20 protein-coding genes and 1 tRNA gene are annotated in these 16,690 nt (G+C 64.4%); 12 read left to right on the forward strand and 9 right to left on the reverse strand.

Features of this window, described 5'->3' with window-relative positions; genetic code table 11:
* Position 1: 1 nt before the first annotated feature.
* Complete coding sequence (locus RMR04_RS31690) at positions 2-334, reverse strand: ArsR/SmtB family transcription factor (protein ID WP_311912441.1); 333 nt, start codon at positions 332-334, stop codon at positions 2-4.
* Positions 335-483: 149 nt separating this feature from the next.
* Between RMR04_RS31690 and RMR04_RS31695 the strand changes: the two genes are divergently transcribed.
* Positions 484-933, forward strand: coding sequence for a YybH family protein (locus RMR04_RS31695; protein ID WP_311912442.1), 450 nt, complete (start codon positions 484-486; stop codon positions 931-933).
* 296 nt (positions 934-1,229) lie between these two features.
* On the opposite strand, the gene RMR04_RS31700 is transcribed toward RMR04_RS31695, so the two are convergent.
* Positions 1,230-2,183 (reverse strand): phosphoribosylaminoimidazolesuccinocarboxamide synthase, encoded by a 954-nt coding sequence (locus RMR04_RS31700; protein ID WP_311912444.1) that lies wholly within the window; start codon positions 2,181-2,183, stop codon positions 1,230-1,232.
* Positions 2,184-2,441: 258 nt separating this feature from the next.
* The gene (locus RMR04_RS31705) at positions 2,442-3,119 is read right to left on the reverse strand and encodes a TetR/AcrR family transcriptional regulator (protein ID WP_311912446.1); all 678 of its coding nucleotides are present in this window, start codon (positions 3,117-3,119) and stop codon (positions 2,442-2,444) included.
* 156 nt (positions 3,120-3,275) lie between these two features.
* Between RMR04_RS31705 and RMR04_RS31710 the strand changes: the two genes are divergently transcribed.
* The 6 genes from RMR04_RS31710 to RMR04_RS31735 all read left to right on the forward strand — a co-directional run bounded on the left by RMR04_RS31710 (position 3,276) and on the right by RMR04_RS31735 (position 8,837).
* Positions 3,276-4,469 (forward strand): HlyD family secretion protein, encoded by a 1,194-nt coding sequence (locus RMR04_RS31710; protein ID WP_311912447.1) that lies wholly within the window; start codon positions 3,276-3,278, stop codon positions 4,467-4,469.
* A gap of 165 nt (positions 4,470-4,634) precedes the next feature.
* Complete coding sequence (locus RMR04_RS31715) at positions 4,635-6,221, forward strand: DHA2 family efflux MFS transporter permease subunit (protein WP_311912449.1); 1,587 nt, start codon at positions 4,635-4,637, stop codon at positions 6,219-6,221.
* A 348-nt stretch (positions 6,222-6,569) separates the two neighbouring features.
* The gene (gene irrA / locus RMR04_RS31720) at positions 6,570-7,103 is read left to right on the forward strand and encodes an iron response transcriptional regulator IrrA (RefSeq protein ID WP_410492184.1); all 534 of its coding nucleotides are present in this window, start codon (positions 6,570-6,572) and stop codon (positions 7,101-7,103) included.
* Positions 7,100-7,387: a (2Fe-2S)-binding protein gene (locus tag RMR04_RS31725; RefSeq protein ID WP_311912450.1), complete on the forward strand. Its 288-nt coding sequence runs from the start codon at positions 7,100-7,102 to the stop codon at positions 7,385-7,387. The genes irrA and RMR04_RS31725 overlap by 4 nt, the downstream gene beginning before the upstream one ends.
* Positions 7,388-7,492: 105 nt before the next feature.
* Positions 7,493-7,978, forward strand: a complete 486-nt coding sequence (gene bfr / locus RMR04_RS31730) for a bacterioferritin (RefSeq protein ID WP_311912451.1) — start codon at positions 7,493-7,495, stop codon at positions 7,976-7,978.
* Between the two features lie 316 nt (positions 7,979-8,294).
* Positions 8,295-8,837, forward strand: coding sequence for an MOSC domain-containing protein (locus tag RMR04_RS31735; protein WP_311916008.1), 543 nt, complete (start codon positions 8,295-8,297; stop codon positions 8,835-8,837).
* A gap of 100 nt (positions 8,838-8,937) precedes the next feature.
* On the opposite strand, the gene RMR04_RS31740 is transcribed toward RMR04_RS31735, so the two are convergent.
* The gene (locus RMR04_RS31740; RefSeq protein WP_311912452.1) at positions 8,938-9,855 is read right to left on the reverse strand and encodes a LysR substrate-binding domain-containing protein; all 918 of its coding nucleotides are present in this window, start codon (positions 9,853-9,855) and stop codon (positions 8,938-8,940) included.
* Between the two features lie 273 nt (positions 9,856-10,128).
* On the opposite strand from RMR04_RS31740, the gene RMR04_RS31745 reads away from it, so the two are divergent.
* Both RMR04_RS31745 and RMR04_RS31750 read left to right on the forward strand, forming a co-directional pair.
* Positions 10,129-10,296 carry a DUF1127 domain-containing protein gene (locus RMR04_RS31745; RefSeq protein WP_311912454.1) on the forward strand — a complete coding sequence of 56 codons (168 nt, stop codon included), beginning with the start codon at positions 10,129-10,131 and terminating at the stop codon, positions 10,294-10,296.
* A gap of 43 nt (positions 10,297-10,339) precedes the next feature.
* A complete protein-coding gene (locus tag RMR04_RS31750) occupies positions 10,340-11,398 on the forward strand; it encodes an NAD(P)/FAD-dependent oxidoreductase (RefSeq protein WP_311912455.1) in 1,059 nt (352 codons plus the stop codon).
* A 146-nt stretch (positions 11,399-11,544) separates the two neighbouring features.
* On the opposite strand, the gene RMR04_RS31755 is transcribed toward RMR04_RS31750, so the two are convergent.
* The 4 genes from RMR04_RS31755 to RMR04_RS31770 all read right to left on the reverse strand — a co-directional run bounded on the left by RMR04_RS31755 (position 11,545) and on the right by RMR04_RS31770 (position 13,730).
* Positions 11,545-12,204, reverse strand: coding sequence for a cold-shock protein (locus RMR04_RS31755; RefSeq protein ID WP_311912456.1), 660 nt, complete (start codon positions 12,202-12,204; stop codon positions 11,545-11,547).
* Between the two features lie 134 nt (positions 12,205-12,338).
* On the reverse strand, positions 12,339-13,040 hold the full coding sequence (locus RMR04_RS31760; RefSeq protein ID WP_311912458.1) for a carbonic anhydrase: 702 nt from the start codon (positions 13,038-13,040) through the stop codon (positions 12,339-12,341).
* Positions 13,041-13,110: 70 nt separating this feature from the next.
* Positions 13,111-13,425, reverse strand: a complete 315-nt coding sequence (locus RMR04_RS31765) for a DUF167 family protein (RefSeq protein WP_311912460.1) — start codon at positions 13,423-13,425, stop codon at positions 13,111-13,113.
* 14 nt (positions 13,426-13,439) lie between these two features.
* On the reverse strand, positions 13,440-13,730 hold the full coding sequence (locus tag RMR04_RS31770) for a YggT family protein (RefSeq protein WP_311912462.1): 291 nt from the start codon (positions 13,728-13,730) through the stop codon (positions 13,440-13,442).
* Positions 13,731-13,862: 132 nt separating this feature from the next.
* Here RMR04_RS31770 and RMR04_RS31775 point away from each other — a divergent pair.
* Together RMR04_RS31775 and RMR04_RS31780 are read left to right on the forward strand one after the other, a co-directional pair.
* A tRNA-Ala gene (locus tag RMR04_RS31775) sits at positions 13,863-13,938 on the forward strand.
* A 349-nt stretch (positions 13,939-14,287) separates the two neighbouring features.
* A complete protein-coding gene (locus RMR04_RS31780) occupies positions 14,288-14,734 on the forward strand; it encodes a Ros/MucR family transcriptional regulator (protein WP_311912463.1) in 447 nt (148 codons plus the stop codon).
* 135 nt (positions 14,735-14,869) lie between these two features.
* Here the strand turns inward: RMR04_RS31780 and RMR04_RS31785 are convergent, their stop codons facing one another.
* Positions 14,870-15,466 (reverse strand): hypothetical protein, encoded by a 597-nt coding sequence (locus RMR04_RS31785; RefSeq protein WP_311912465.1) that lies wholly within the window; start codon positions 15,464-15,466, stop codon positions 14,870-14,872.
* 172 nt (positions 15,467-15,638) lie between these two features.
* Here RMR04_RS31785 and RMR04_RS31790 point away from each other — a divergent pair, with 172 nt between their 5' ends.
* On the forward strand, positions 15,639-16,607 hold the full coding sequence (locus tag RMR04_RS31790) for a LysR family transcriptional regulator (RefSeq protein WP_311912467.1): 969 nt from the start codon (positions 15,639-15,641) through the stop codon (positions 16,605-16,607).
* The last annotated feature ends 83 nt before the right edge of the window (positions 16,608-16,690 follow it).

The raw sequence follows: 16,690 nt of genomic DNA on the forward strand, positions 1-16,690 counted from the left end.
GTCAGCAGCACGGGGTCAGTTCGGCGATCAGCGGTGCGCAAAGCTCGGGCTTTCCGGCGCAGCAATCCTTGACGAGGAAGAGGGTCAGCCCGCGCAAACCATCCAGATCGGCGCGGTAGACGATCGAGCGGCTGCGCCTTTCCGATGTGACGAGGCCTGCGCGCGACAGCGTCGCCAGATGCGCCGACATGGTGTTCTGCGGCACGTCGAGAAGGCGGGCGATCTCGCCGGCGGCCAGGCCTGCGGGCTCATGGCGAACCAGCAGACGGAAGCTGTCGAGGCGGGTCGCCTGCGCCAATGCGCCGAGCGCGGTGATGGCTGTTTCGATTTCCATATATCCAGATTAATGGATATTACGAATCATGCAAGCCCGTCATTCTCCGGACGACGGCTGTCTCGGTTTGCCGATGCGGTTTTGCGGCGGCCGCCCTTGCCTGACGCCCTGCCGGTCATGCTAGCCTCATGGACTTGCAGGAGGGCGGAATGGACAGCGCATCACTATCGGCGAAAGAGGCCTTCGGGGTTGCCCTCGACGTGCTGAAAACGGCACTCGCCCATGTCGCCAATGGCGATGTCGAGCCGATCAAGGCGCTCTATTCGCATCGCGACGACGCGACCAGCTTCTATGGCTGGGGCGGATATGAAAAGGGTTGGGACGAGGTCTCGCGGCGCTGGGACTGGGCGGCGGAACGCTTCAAGGGCGGCACGGTCAGCCACAGCAACATCACCACCGTGGTGGGGGCCGATCTCGCCTACACGACCGATATCGAGACCTTCAGCGTGACAATGTCGGGCATGGAGCAGCCGACGCAATGGTCGAACCGGGTCACCCATGTGTTCCGGTTCGAGGATGGCGGCTGGCGCCTGCTGCACCGACATGCGAACCGGCTCGAGGAACAATACGAGCCGTCGAAGCGATTGGGCGCGGGTTAGCGCGGGGTGTTTGGGTTCGGAAACGCGCCGTCATCCCGGGGCTTTGCGTAGCGAAGAGCCCCGAACCCATGAACCTGACGTCATGCTCGCCCTTGTGGCGAGCATCCACGTCTTGAACACAGGCTTCGGTCCACGAAGACGTGGATGGTCGGGACAAGCCCGACCATGACGGATGACGTGGTGTTCATGGGTTCCGGGCTCAAGCCTGCGGCCTGCCCCGCAATGACGGCGCGGCCTCGAGCCAGAATGTCATGCTTTAGCGGGCGGATGTCAGCGCCCGTCAAACGCCCCGCCGATCAGGCGAAATAGGGTGCGAGGTTCGCCCGGATGCGGTCCAGGACGGTTGCGCCGGAGAGATCGGGCGCAAAGCTCTCGCCCGTGATCATCTCATAGGCCTGGATATAGACACGCGAGGTCTGCTCGACGAGCGCGGCGGGAATCGCCGGGATCGGGTCCTTATAGGGGTCGCAGCGCGCCGCGACCCAGGCGCGGACGAAGTCCTTGTCGAAGCTGACCGGTCGCGTGCCCTCGGTCAGGCTCTTCTCATAGCTCTCAGTGACCCAGTAGCGGCTGCTGTCGGGGGTGTGGATCTCGTCGGCGAGGATGATGGCGCCGGTCTTGTCCGTACCGAATTCGTATTTGGTGTCGACGAGGATCAGGCCGCGCTCGGCGGCGCGGGCCTGGCCGCGTGCGAACAACGCCAGCGCATAGCGCGAGACGCTTTCCCATTGTTCCTGGCTCAACAGCCCCTGCGACAGAATCTCGGTGCCCGACAAAGGCTCGTCATGGCCGCCGTCGAAGGCCTTGCTGGTCGGGGTGATGATCGCTTCGGGCAGTTTTTCGTTGTCGCGCAGACCGTCGGGCAGGCGCATGCCGTACATCTCGCGTTCGCCGTTCCTGTACTTCGTCAGGATGGAGGTGCTGGTCGTGCCGGCGAGATAGCCGCGCACGACGATCTCGACCGGGAGGATGTCGAGCCTGGTGCCGATCACGACATTGGGGTCGGGATAGGCCAGCACATGGTTGGGGCAGATATCGGCGGTTTCCTCGAACCAGTAGCGCGCCGTCTGGGTCAGCACCTGCCCCTTGAACGGGATAGCGGTCAGGATCAGGTCGAAGGCGCTCAGGCGGTCGGTCGCGATGATGATGCGGCGGCCATCGGGCAGATCGTAATTCTCGCGGACCTTGCCGTTGTAGCGGTTAGGCAGTTCCGGAATGAACGCATCTGACAGAACGCGGGAATCGCTCATCGGGGGTCTTTCGCTGGAGCGCAGGCTTGGGAGCGCAAGGCTTGCAACCGCTTAAAATCGCGCAAGCCTGCGGGGTCAAGCGGGATCTGGCGGCGAGGCCTCGTGGCAAATCGGCTCAAGGACAATTGGAAAGATGAGCCCTCATCCTGAGGAGCCGCGTAGCGGCGTCTCGAAGGATGGTTCAGGAGGCTCTGGAACCATCTGGAGCATCCTTCGAGACGCGCCTGCGGCGCTCCTCAGGACGAGGGCTGAGGGGGCTCAAGCCTTCGATTTTCCAGCGTCTCGCGCATAGCGGGCGAGGAACATCGTGACGGCCGAGGTAACGACGCGCTTGATCTCGGCCTCGGGGGCGGGGCTGCGCTTGGCGTTGAACAGGCGCGGGCGCACCAGGGTCGACTGGCAGAGATCGACGAACTGCACGGCTGCGAGCTCGGTGTCGTCGATGTCGAGCACGCCCTTCTCGACCTGGCGGCCGAGGTAACCCGCGAGGCATTGGGTGCCGTATCCGGGGCCGCGCTCGTAGAACTCCTTGCCGAGATCGGGCATGCGCTCGGCGACGCCGAGCACGATGCGGTGGGCGCTGACGGCGAAATCGCTGGTCAGCATGCGCGCCAGCCCCTCGCCGAAGCCCGCCAGCCCATGGGCGAGATCGAGATCGTTGTTCAGGATCTCGTAAAGGCCGCGCTTCTGCGCCTCGCGCTCGCGCTCGATCAGGGCGACGAAGAGATGCTCCTTATCCTCGAAATAGACATAGAGCGTGCTCTTGGAGACATTCGCAGCGGCCGCGATGTCGCTCACGCTCGCCGCGTCGAAGCCGCGCGCCGTGAAGACCTCGAGCGCGCCGTCGAGGATCTGGCGGCGCTTGTCGGGGTCAGCTCCCGCGATGCGCCGATTCCGCGATGTCGACTTAATGGCTCGCTCAAGTATTTCGCTCATAATGTCCGTTTGGTGCTGCCGCCCGGCGGCCCTCGGCCGCCCTTGAAAAAGAATCGAACCAGCTGGTTCGATTCCTCTTGATATGCGCCATCGATGGCGCTATTTCAACCGAAATCGAACCTACCGGTTCGAATTGACTATCGCCAGGATGTTTCCATGTCCGCCGAGACCATCACCGACCAGCGTCGCGACCGGCTCAAGCTGGTCGACCCCGCGATGGATACCACACAGCCCGCCCATGCCCGCCAGCCCGGCGAGGCTGCGCCCCAGGACGCGGCCGAGACGGCTGCGGCGCCGAAGGCGAAGCGCGGTGGGGTGCGCCGGGCCGGCCTGCTGCTGCTGGTGACGGCGGCGGTGGGCGTCGGCGCCTGGTACGGCGTCGAGTGGTGGAAGAATGGCCGCTTCATCGTCTCGACCGACGACGCCTATGTCGGCGCCGAGATGGCGACGATCTCGGCCAAGCTCGCGGCCAATATCGCGACGGTCTCCGTGGTGCAGAACCAGGAGGTCAAGGCCGGCCAACCGCTGGTGGCGCTCGATGATGGCGACTGGCGTCTTGCGCTGGGCAGCGCCAAGGCCAAGAGCGCGACCGCCACCGCGACGCTGCTGCGCATCGACAGCCAGATTGAAGCCGGCCGTGCCGCGCTGGTGCAGGCGCGCGCCCAGCAGACTTCGGCCGAGGCGGCCGTCACCCGCACGGCTGCCGATTTCGATCGTGCCAACAGCCTTGCCGCCAAATCCTACGGTTCGCAGGCCACGCTCGACGCCGCCAGGGCGGGGCGCGACCAGGCTGTCGCCTCTCTGGCGAGCGCCAAGGCCGGCGTCGTGCAAGCTGACGCCAATGTCGAGGTGCTGAAGGCGCAGAGCGTCGAGGCGGCTCGCCAGGCCGACGAACTCAAGGTGGCCGAGCAGAAAGCCGAGCGCGACCTCACCTTCACCAAGATCGCCGCGCCGATTGACGGCCTCGTCGCCAACACCAATGTCCAGCTCGGCGATCTCGTCAGCGCCGGCAAGCGCCTGATGTCGATCGTCCCGCTCGACCAGGTCTATGTCGATGCGAACTTCAAGGAGACGCAGGTCGGCCCGCTGAAGATCGGCGACAAGGCCTCGATCACGGTCGATGCGCTGCCCGGTCAGGTCTTCGAGGGCAAGGTCAGCGGCATCGCCGGCGGCACGGGCTCGGTCTTCACGCTGCTGCCGCCCGACAATGCGACGGGCAACTTCACCAAGATCGTCCAGCGCGTGCCGGTGCGCATCGCGCTTGCGCCGGAATCGGCCGGCAAGCATGTGCTGCGCCCGGGCATGTCGGTCGTGGTGAGCATCGATCCGCGGCCTGCTTCGCAGCGCTGAGGCATCGGGTCAGCCCGCACGCGCTGCGGCGCGCAGTGTCGCGGTGCAGATGCGGGATCGCGTGACGAGAAGGCGCCTCTTTCCGATGACGATCCCGTGTCTGCCCAGCGGCACTGCGCGCCGCAGCGCGCACGGGATGACACCCACGATGAAAGGCGGGCCGCCATGGCCACCGCGACGCTGACCAGTCCAGCCGGCGCCCCTCCGAAAGAGGACGCCATTCCGAGGCGGCGGATCTTCGCCTTCATCGCCATGGTCTTCGGCATGTTCATGGCGATCCTGGACATCCAGATCGTCTCGGCCTCGCTCGCCGAGATCCAGGCCGGCCTGTCCGCCTCCTCGGACGAGATCGCCTGGGTCCAGACCGCCTATCTGATCGCCGAAGTGATCATGATCCCGCTTTCGGGCTATCTGAGCCGCGCCTTCTCGACGCGGGTGTTCTTCTCGATCGCGGCAGCAGGCTTCACAATGGCCAGCGTGCTTTGCGCGATGTCGTCCTCGATCAACGAGATGATCCTGTGGCGCGCCGTCCAGGGCTTCATCGGCGGCGGCATGATCCCCGGGGTGTTCGCCGCAGCCTTCACCATCTTCCCGGCGTCCAAGCGGCCGATCGTCTCGCCGATCATCGGGCTGGTGGCGACGCTGGCCCCGACGATCGGGCCGACCGTCGGCGGCTATCTCAGCCATGCCTTCTCCTGGCACTGGCTGTTTCTGGTCAATGTCGTGCCGGGCATCTGCGTCTCGATCGCGGCCTGGACGCTGATCGATTTCGACAAGCCGCAGGCCGGGCTGCTGAAGCGTTTCGACTGGCTCGGCCTGATCGGCATGGCCTCCTTCCTCGGCAGCCTCGAATATGTGCTGGAGGAAGGTACGCGGCTCGACTGGTTCGAGAGCCATGAGATCGTGTTCTTCTCCTTTGTGATGGTCGCCGGCGCGATCCTGTTCTTCTGGCGGGCGCTGACGCGGGACGACCCGCTGGTCGACCTCTACGCCTTCACGAACCGCAACTTCGCCTTCGGCTCGCTGTTCTCCTTCTGCATGGGTATCGGCCTCTACGGGCTGACTTATCTCTACCCGGTCTATCTCGGGCGCATCCGCGGCTATGACGCGCTGATGATCGGCCAGACGATGTTCGTCACCGGCCTGTGCATGTTCCTGACCGCGCCGATCGCCGGGCGGCTCTCGACCAAGCTCGACCCACGCGTGATGATGATGATCGGCTTCGGCGGTTTTGCGCTGGGAACCTATATCGCCTCCGCGATCACGGCGGATTGGGATTTCTACGAGTTGCTGGTTCCGCAGATCCTGCGCGGCTGCTCGCTGATGCTGTGCATGGTGCCGATCAACAATCTCGCACTCGGCACCTTGTCGCCGCATCAGCTCAAGAATGCGTCGGGCCTCTACAACCTGACCCGCAATCTCGGCGGCGCGGTGGGCCTGGCCCTGATCAACACGGTGCTGAACACGCGCACCGACCTGCACATCACGCGGCTGCATGAGATGGTCGCTGCGGGTCGCCAGATCGCCGAAGAGAACATCGCGGCGCTGACGCAGCGTTTTTCCGATTTCGGTGATGCCGCCCAGTCGATGGCCTTAGCCATGATCAACCAGCGCGCCCATAAGCAGGCGTTGATCATGGCCTTCGGCGACGTCTTCCTCGGGCTGACCCTGATCTTCGGCGCGCTCGTGCTGATGGCGCTGTTCATGAGCAAGCCGCCCAAGGCCGCGCCGGCCGGCGGCGGAGGGCATTGAGACCACGCCATCATTCCGGGGCGCCGCAGCGGCGAGCCCGGAACCCGTGACCATGGGATTTGCCAGATAGCGCGTTACCGCTGCCGCGCTTTGCCCGTCTCCGACTGAGGATATGGGTTCCGGGCTCTACGCGGAGTTTATCCTTGGGCCGACCACAGGTCGGACCCGGGGCGAAGCCCCGGAATGACGGCGGAGGTTGCGCGATTTGACCTTGCCTGATGCGTCATGTCGCACCTGCTCAGATTGACATTTCCCTGTCGCTACGACAAATATAACAACAATATCAGTAGTTTAGATGTTTTCTAAACTACGAGGCCGGTTAGCTGGCATTGTTGGAAGGCGTTATTGATGAGTGTTTTGCCTGCAAAGGACCTGGGTCAGCCCCGCATTATCGCGGACCATATCCCGTGGCCGCAGAAAAGCCCGACGTCCTGCCCGATCAGCGCGGTGAAGGCGCGCCTGCGCACCGCGGGCCTGCGGCCGACGCGCCAGCGCATGGCCTTGGGCTGGCTGCTTTTCGCCAAGGGCGACCGCCATGTCAGCGCCGAGATGCTCTATGAGGAGGCGATCCGCGCCCGCGAGCCGCTTTCGCTTGCCACCGTCTACAACACGCTGCGCCAGTTCTCGGAAGCCGGGCTGCTGCGCCAGGTCTCGGTCTCGGGGCCGAAGACCTTCTTCGACACCAATGTCTCCGAGCACCACCATTTCTACAATGAGGACGACGAGACGGTCGTCGACATCCCGGGCTCGATGATCCAGGTCGCCGGCCTGCCGCAGGCGCCGGAAGGCATGGAGATTTCCTCGGTCGAAGTCATCGTGCGGCTGCGCCGCGCCGATGGCGAGGAGATCGAGACGCGCATGACTGGGGGCCGTCACGCGTGATCGTCTGCTCCTGTAACGTCTTGTCGTGCCGCCAGATCAAGGGCACGATCGCTCCTGATGGCAGTGGCCCGGCAACGGCGAACCAGGCTTATGACTGCCTTGGCTGCAGCGCGAGCTGCGGTGGTTGCGCCCGGCAGGTCCGCGCGATCCTGGCCGAGGCGCGCGCCGTTTGCATGAGCCAGTGCGGCTCCTGCGCCAGCCGCGACATCGAATGCGCGGTACATGTCTCCGTTGGCCAGATGATGGACGGGCTGGAGATCGCGAGCGACCGCGTCGCGGCCTGAGTCGCCCGCGCAGAAAAGCGCCTTTCGCGCGACTTACGGCCTTTCCTTCTGAGAAAGCTCCAGCTACATTAGGATCATTCTAATGTGATGCCGAGGAGCTCCGCCATGAAGGGTGACAAGAAGGTCATCGAATATCTCAACAAGGGGCTTCGCTCGGAGCTCACCGCGATCAACCAGTATTGGCTGCATTACCGGATTCTCGACAATTGGGGTCTGAAGGAGATGGCCAAGACCTGGAAGAAAGAATCGATCGAGGAGATGGTCCATGCCGACCGCTTCGTCGACCGCATCCTCTTCCTCGAAGGTTTCCCGAACATGCAGACGCTGGATGCGCTGCGGATCGGTGAGACCGTCCCCGAAGTGATCGAGTGCGATCTCAAGGCCGAGATCGAGGCGCGCGCGCTCTATCAGGAAGCGGCGAAGTACTGCCGCGAGGTCGGTGATTATCCGACCGAAGAATTGTTCAAGGCGCTGATGAAGGATGAGGAAGGCCATATCGACTTCTTGGAGACGCAGCTCGAACTGATCGGGCGCATCGGGCTGGAACTCTACACCCAGAAGCATGTCGGCGGGCTCGACGAAGGGCACTGAGCCTTCGTCCTTTCCAGCCTCTCGATCCTGCGCCGGATCCGCCATGCGGGTCCGGCGTTTTCGTGCTTGGAGCAGGGGCTCTTGCGCGGGTCGTCTTGGAGGCGGAGCGGGTTCGGGCCCTGGATTTCCTCATTTTCCACCGTCATTCCGGACAAGCCATATTAGGAGCAGGATCAAAGCGAAAACCGATTCCCACCTATTCGCATTGATCCTGCTCTTGCGGCTCGCCAATGCCCGAGCGCCGTGGCAGAAGGCGGGCCATTGCGGGGCAAGCGGAGGTCTGGTCGTGGCAGCGCAGGTTTTGGCAGCGCAGGTTTTGGCAGCGAAAGTCATCGCGGTGAGCGCGGCTTTGGGCCATGCCTTCAGTAAGCCGAACCTGTCTTCGATCCGCCTGCTCGCCGGCCTCGGCGTCGAGGGTGACGCCCATTGCGGCGAGACGGTGAAGCATCGCTCGCGCGTCAAGGTCGATCCGACGCAACCCAATCTGCGCCAGGTCCATCTGCTCCAGGCCGAACTGCTCGACGAATTGAATGCGGCGGGTTTCGACGTCGCGTCGGGGCAGATGGGCGAGAACGTGCTGACGCGCGGGCTCGATCTGCTCGGCCTGCCGGTCGGGGCGCGATTGCAGTTGGGACCTGACGCGCTCGTCGAGGTCACAGGCCTGCGCAATCCTTGCGCGCAGATCGAGGCGTTCCGGCCAAAGCTTCTCGCCGCCGTGCTCGGCCGCGACGAGAACGGCAAGCTCATCCGCAAGGCCGGCATCATGGCGATCGTGCTGGCAGCCGGCGAGATTCGCCCCGGCGATGCGATCGAAGTCACGCTGCCGGCGCAGCCGCACCGGGCGCTGGAGCGGGTCTGAATTCGTCTCCCGAGCAGGATGCGGAAAAGTGGGAACCGGTTTTTCGCATTGAACCTGCTCTCACTTTTAGACGAGAGACGGATTCAGATGTCAGACGGAGTCACTTTGTGACGCCGTCTGACATCATCCGGCTCTCGGTGCCGGTTTTCTCGAGTTCGGCCTTGAGCCAGGCGATGAACACACGGCCTGGCTCCTGGCTGGCTCTATCCGAAAGCGGAATCACCGCGAAACCGCCAGAAAATGCGATCCACCCGCAAGGCGCCACGAGCTTGCCCTGCTCGATCTCCGACTGAACGAGATAGCGTTCCGCCAAAGCGACGCCGATACCAGCCAAGGCGGCTTCGATGCAGAGATAGGTGTGCGGAAAAGACTGCTCGCTCGCCGACGTGGTCTGGAAGCCGGAAACCGCCTCCCAATTCTCCCATGAGCGCGGGTTGTATTCATGCGCTATGCGAGCGGGCATGGCGAAGCGCCCGGCCTCGATCGCGATTGCGCAGCCAGGTGCGCAGACCGGCCCAAAAGCGACATCCGCCAGACTCACCGCCTGGTCCATGTCGCAGATCGGCGATGCTAGGCGGTCCCAGGTCAGCGCGATGTCGGCATCGTCATCGCGTGAGTCACGTGGTGACGTCATCGACAGGCGGATCAGGATACCGGGGTGCTCGCGATAGAAATTGCCGAGATGCGGCACCAGCCAGCGCATGGCGAAGGTCGCGGAACAGGCCACGTGAATGCTCGGGCCCCTCGCATCGTCCCTCAGCCTTCGATAGCCGTTCGCCAGCGTATCGAGCGCCTCCGAGACCGTGCGCTGGAAAGCCTGTCCCGAGGGCGTCAGCTGCAGGCCCGTTCCCTTCCTCTCGAACAGGGTGACGCCGGCATGCTGCTGCAAGGTGCTCAGTTGGCGGCTGACCGCTCCATGTGTTCTCCCGATCTCGCGCGCGGCGCGACCGACAGAGCCCAGCCGCGCCGTGGCTTCGAACGCCTTCAAGGCCGAGAGAGGCGGCAGCGAGCGAACCATTGCAGGGGCGTCCTTCGTGAGCTTATCTCACCAAAAGGTGCGAATTAGTCGATGGCGCGATCAGCCCCGGCAGGCGCATAAGCCTCCCAGGAGAACAAGGCAATGGTACGCGCCATCGAAAACACGCAGCCGCGCTTGGATCTGATGCCATCTGCGGCCAGGAGCTATCCAGCGAGACGCCTTCGCGTCGTGTGGACGCGACCCTTTAGTGAGCCTTGTTCACCGCAGGCGCTCCGGCGCGGCGCTGACGATCCCCGACATGTGCAAGCGGATATGGCGACGGGCCTGATCGCGCTGCTGCTAACCTGGCAGCGGCGACGTCAGCAGCGACGGGCCTTCGGGCGGGAGCTGATCTCGATGCCGAAGGAGGCCCTCGCCGATTTCGGCTTGACCCGGCGCGAAGCCGAGATCGAAGTCGCGAAGCCGTTCTGGAAAGCGTGATTCCCAGTCGAAACGCCGAGCCTTCCATGACACGACGGAATTCATGACACGACGGAATATCCGCGTCGGCATCGTCGGAGCCGGCATCATCGGCGCCTCGGTTGCCTATCACCTCGCTCGACGCGGCATCGAGGTCTGCGTCTTCGAGCGTGGAGCGGGTCCGGCCGTGGGCACGACCGGCAAAAGTTTCGGCTGGGTCAACACGCTCTTTGTCGACCCGGCCGATGCGCGGGTTTTTTCGCTGCGCCGCGCGGCCGTCGAGGAATACGAACGGCTTGCTGCGGAGCTGCCTGGCGCCTTCCGCGACGCATCGCGCGGCTCGCTGTTGTGGAAGGCCACGCCCGGCGAGACCGAGAACCTCTTCCGGACGTTCCGCAATGCAGGGCTCGATGTGGAGCTGATCGCGGGCGCCGAGCTTGCAAGGCGCGAGCCGTTCCTCCGAAGCGTACCGCCATGTGCGCTCTCGTCGCCCAAGGACATCGCCCTGCAACCGCCTGCCCTGGCGGCAACCCTGTTGGCGGCTGCGGTCGAGCGCGGCGCGAAGCTCTTCACCAACACGCAGGTCATCAGCCTGTGCGCCTCGGACGGCGCCGTGACCGGTCTGGTCACGGCTTCCGAAGCCATCGCATTTGATCTCGTCGTCCTGGCTGCCGGGCCTTGGACCGAGGAGCTGCTGCGGCCGCTCGGGCTGTCCTTCGGCCTCCTCATTTCGCCGGCGCTGCTGCTGCGCTATTGCTCTGATCGGCGCCTGCTCTCGCACATCGTCAAGAGCCCGGAGCTGGAGGTCAGGCAGTTGCCGGACAATGCGATGATCGTCGCCAGGAGCCTGAAAGATCCACTGCCGGATGCCGGGGCCATCGATGTGATGGGACGGGAGATGCTTAGACGCATTCGCGCGCTCGTCATGGATAGCGAGCGCATCGGGTTCGAGGCGGGCGTGATCGGCCAACGCCCGATGTTCCCGGACGAGCTTCCCAGAACGGGTCATGCCGCCGGCTGCAAGGGGCTCTACCTTGCCATTGGTCACCCAGGCGTGATCCTTGCGCCGCTCCTGGGCCGCCTCGCCGCATCAGAAATCGCCGGTGGCGCCGCTCCCTGGTGACCGTTCGCGGGAGCTCGACGGGGACATTCGTCAGCTCAGGTGGCGTAAACCTTGCCGCCAATCAAAAAGGCCCGCCGATGAGGCGGGCCTTGTTCATGTCGCGCGCTTGGGTAGCTCAGATCTTGGTCCGTTCAGATCTGGGCCGCTCAGATGAAGCTGACATCGGCCGCTTCGGGGCCTTTCTTGCCGGCGCGGATCGAGAAGCGCACGCGCTGCCCGTCCATCGGCGGCTGCAGGCCGCTGCGGCCGAGCGAGGAGACGTGCAGGAACACGTCCGGCCCGCCCTTGTCGGGGGCGATGAAGCCAAAACCGCGATCGGAGTTGAAGAACTTCACGGCGCCGTCGAAGGGGCCTTCCATCGGCCCGCTGTCGCGGCTGGCGAAGCCGCCGCGATCACCGCCGCGGTCGCTGTAGCCACCACGATCGCCACCGCGATCATTGTAGCCACCGCCGCCATATCCACCGCCGCCGCCGAAATCGTCACGCGGCGGGCGGGCTGAGAAGGGACGGGACGCGCGCTCGGAGCGGGGCGCTGCCGGCTGCGCGGTCGAGGCGTCGATCTCGTGAACGGCGACGACCTGCAGGCCGCGCCGGCCCTCGCCGAGATCGGCGATGATCGTCGCGCCGGGCTGGAGGTCCTGCTGGTCGAGCGGGCCGAGGGCCGAAACATGCAGGAAGACGTCGCCGGAGCCGTCGGCCGGCGACGCAAAACCGAACCCCTTTTCGGGGTCGAACCATTTGACCTTGGCTTCGATATTCTCGTGGGTGACGAAAGGCTGGGCAGCGGGGGGCTTGCGATCGAACATGGAGCTTCAAGAGTGCGGTGATCGGAAGGCAGCAATCTAGCGCAAGCCGGCCCAGCCGTCATCGGGGGCGCGAGAGGAATTTATCGCACCCAAAGTCGCATTGATTCACCCGACGCGTCGCCTGCGCGAGGCTCTCAGCCCGGCTCGTCGCAGCGGATCATCTGAACCTTCTTCGGCATCTCCCCGACCGCCGGGACGAACTGCCCGGTCGCCGGATCGAGCAGCATCAGCACGCCGGTCGCAACCGCGAAATAGGCGCCGTGCAATTGCAGGCGGCCCTTGCCTTCCAGGATCTGCACGCAAGGGAAGGTGCGCAGATTGGCCAGCGATTGCTGGATCGAAGCGAGCGAGAGCCGCTCGACATAATCCTCGAAACTCTCATTGCGGCCGCGTCCGCCGGTGCGCTGCGCGGCGGGGCCGATCAGCGTGATCCATTTGCCGATGAAGTCGCCGGGCGAGAGCGGGCCTTGCGTATCGTCGGCGAAGGCGCGGATGCCGCCGCAGCGGCCATGGCCGAGCACGACGATATGCTCGACCCGCAGTGCCTGCACCGCGTATTCGAGCGCCGCCGAGGTGCCGTGGAGCTGGTCGTCGGGCGAAAATGGCGGCACCAGATTGGCGACGTTGCGGGCGACGAACATCTCGCCGGGGCGCGCATCGAAGATGATCTCGGGCGAAACGCGCGAATCGCAGCAGCCGATCAGCATGATCTTCGGCGTCTGCCCGCTATCGGCGAGTTCCTCGTAACGGCTCTTCTCGCGGTCGAACCGGTCGTCGAGGAAAGCGCGATAACCTTCGGTCAGGCGCTCGGGGAATGGGGCCGCTGGCGTGTCCATGCCCCTCTCGAACAGGATGCGGCGGCTTTCGTCAAGCGCATGTTGCGTCGCAGCGTTGGGCAAAAACCGGTCACCCGGCTGCGAGAAATGCCTCCAGCCGTGCCAGAAGCACTGGCGCATCGCCCTCCAGGAGCACGGTCTTCAGCCGGGCCGAGGCACCTGCGACCAGCCTCACCCGCGAGCGCGGCACGTCCATGAGCCTGGCCAGCAGCGCGACCAGCGCCGCATTGGCTTGCCCCTCCCTGGGTGCGGCGCGGACCCTGATCTTCAGGACCTCGCGGCCTTCAGTCAGGGTTTCGACGCCGTCGAGCCCATCGCGCCCGCCGCGCGGCGTCAGCCTGACGGAGAGGAGGAGGCCGGTTTGCGATTCCCGCCAGGCCGGCACGCAACCTCTGAACTCTAGAAGACGGCCGGGTAGATATAGCGGACGATGACGCTCTGGATGAAGAAGATCAGCAGCAGCAGGATGATCGGCGAGATGTCGATGCCGCCGAGATTGGGCAGGCGTTCGCGGATCGGCCGCAGCACCGGCTCGGTGATCTTGTAGAGCGAATCCCAGACAGTGGCGACGAACTGGTTGCGCGTGTTGACGACATTGAAGGCGATCAGCCAGCTCAGCACGGCCGATGCGATCAAGAGCCATGTGTAGATGTTCAAGGCGAGCATCACCACATCGAGAACGGCACGCATCGGCATTCCTCTTGGAATCAGTGTTGACCGGCAGCGCGATGCGCCCGCCCACCCCGCGACGATGTCATGCGCGAAGTCGTGGTGCGGGTGATTGACATCCACGCGACGCACAGCCTAGAAGGCCAGCGCCTTGGGGCTGTAGCTCAGATGGGAGAGCGCTGCAATCGCACTGCAGAGGTCAGGGGTTCGATTCCCCTCAGCTCCACCAGGCTTTTCTCGTAGATCGTTGAAAGGCCTGGTGGATGTCCAGGCTGTGGCGCAGGCTGCGGGCCGCGCCTCTTGGGGTAAGCCGCCTCTCGGGCAAGCCTCTCGCCCAATGCTTTGGCTCATCCGCGTTTCATTGTCAGCGCGCGCGAATGGCGCTGTATTTCCTGCATGTTGGTGGTGTCGCGGCGGGTAACGGCGTTCCGCGCAAGCAGGTTGCTCCCGCGTTGGGCCATCTGCATTTGCGGCTAGAGTTTTCAGACAGCTAAAGATGCGGCTTCTCTATAAGGCCTTGCTTCTGCCTTGATGCGGAGTAATATTGCCGTTAACTTTCTCAAGTCTAAGGTCGAAGAATGTCCGACGATAGCGAAGCGCTTATTGGCCTCTCGGCGATGGTCGTCGCAGCCTATGTCGCGCATAACAATGTTCCGCGTGCCGATCTGCCCGGTTTGATCGCCAGCACCCATGCCGCCCTGGCTGGTCTTGGCGAGGAGCCGGCTGCCGCTCCCGCAGGGCCGCTCGTGCCCGCCGTGCCGATCAAGAAGTCCGTGACGCCTGACGCCATCATCTGCCTGGAGGATGGCAAGGCATTCAAGTCGATGAAGCGGCATCTCGGCGTCTCCTACGGCATGACGCCGGCCGAATACCGCACGAAATGGGGCCTGCCGGCGGATTATCCGATGGTCGCGCCGAACTACGCCGAGGCGCGTTCTGCTTTGGCCAAGACGATGGGCCTCGGCCGCAAGGCCGCCGCCGCGCGCTCGGCCCAGCCGGCCCGTCGCAAGAAGATCCTAGCCTGATCGGCCACTCTCGCGTGAGCGAGAGTGGCAAGGTTTAGTCTGATGCAGACGCCGCGCTCCTTGCGCGGCGTTTTGTTTTGATGGGCGGATTTGCTTGCGGCTCTGCCGATATCTTGGCGGCTCTGCTGATAGGTGTCACCGGCCGGGTGGAATGGCGCCCTCGAAGCCGATCGTCATCACGGCCTTCATGTCGCCGGTGTTGTAGGGCCCGACAGGCTGGAGCCTGAGGTCGCGGAGCTTGAAGTACAAAAACCCGTTGATCTCGGACACGGTGACGATGCCGGCATTATCCGCGCTGGCCCAGCCTCTGATCTTCTTGTCCGTCAGGTCGTCGAAGGTAACCTTGACCGCCTTCGCTGACGGGGCAGCCTTGCTCCCGGCCTTGTAGTCGCCGGCAGCCGGACGTTCGATGCCGAAATCCATGGTCATGATCGTGAGCTTGCCGGCCTCGACGCCGACGAATGTCTGGTTGGTCGAGACGAAACTCGCCTTGTAGTCATAGCGGGTCCTGGATGGATTGGCGATCTCGGCCACCACCCGGCCTGTGCCGAACCAGCCATTGGGGCCGTTGTAAAGCTTGCTCTTGGGGTTCGTGTAGCGGTCGTCCGGCGCGGGCAGATTGTTGTTCCAGCTCTCGGCTGCCAGCTCTCGCTTGATTGTGGGGCCGGGCGTCTGGGCATGCGCACTGGTACAGGCGAGCGTCAGCAGGACGAGAAGGGTCAGCGGCTTCATGCGTGTATCTCCACTGGATTGCCGTCCCGTCAGCCTACACCGAAAACCACGACAGGATCGGGCCGCTGTCCAATCGCTGCCTGCGCGCTTCGGGAGGGCGAGCTTGCACGCGGGCGCGCGGACACAGTAGCTCTTGGTGCGTCAGAAGCTCTTGGTCCGTCAGATTTTGGGCGTGCGCCTGTTTCCGCTCGCCGCGCCGCCAACCCATCGGGGCTCTTCCGCCGCCATGATCATCCGCCAATTGATCTATCTCGATGCGCTGGCCCGCGAGAAGCATTTCCGCCGGGCGGCCGAGGCCTGCCATGTCTCGCAGCCGACCTTGTCGGCGGCCATCGTCCAGCTCGAGGAGGAGCTCGGCGTGCTGATCGTCGAGCGCGGGCGGCGCTTCCAGGGGCTGACCAAGGAGGGCGAGGTCGTGCTCGCTCATGCAAGGCGCATCCTCGCCGAAGCCGACATGATGAAGGAATCGATCGCGGAATTGAAGGAAGGCGTCAGCGGGCGCATCAGGTTGGGCGCGATCCCGACCGCCCTGCCGATGATCGCCCATATCACCGCGCCGTTCTCCTCGCGCTATCCGGCTGTCTCCCTGACCGTGCTGTCGCTGACCTCGAACGAGATCCAGGATCGCATCGACAATTTCGAGCTCGATGTCGGGCTGACCTATCTCGACAACGAGCCGCTCGACCGGGTGATCTCGAAGCCGATTTATCAGGAATCCTATGTCCTGTTGACGCGGGAGGACGGCCCGCTCGGCGGCCAAGAGACCATCTCCTGGGCCGAAGCCGGTGAGCTCAAACTCTGCCTGCTGACCGCCGACATGCAGAACCGGCGCATCATCGACGGTATCTTCCGCTCGGTCGGGCTCGCGCCACGGCCAGCGATCGAGACCAATTCGATCTTCAATCTGTGCTCACATGCCGGCATCCAGGGCGTCTCCAGCATCGTCTCGCTGCAATTGCTGGAGTTCTTCGGCGTGCCCCTGGGCACCAAGGCCCTGCCGCTGGTCGAGCCCGAGACGCGGCGCACGATCGGCTTGATCGTCGCCGACCGCCAGCCCTTCGCGCCGCTGGCCAGAAACCTCTTGATGATGTCGCGGCCGGTCCCCGAGGCGGCGCTGCCGCGGCAGCCGATCGTGAGATAGCCGAGGCCTATCGTTCCCTGCCGGCGAAACGATGCCGCGCCGCTGAATGAGGCGATAACCCAAGATTATCGCAAGCCGATTGA

It is taken from the genome of Bosea sp. 685, from assembly GCF_031884435.1.
Classification (GTDB): Bacteria; Pseudomonadota; Alphaproteobacteria; order Rhizobiales; family Beijerinckiaceae; genus Allobosea.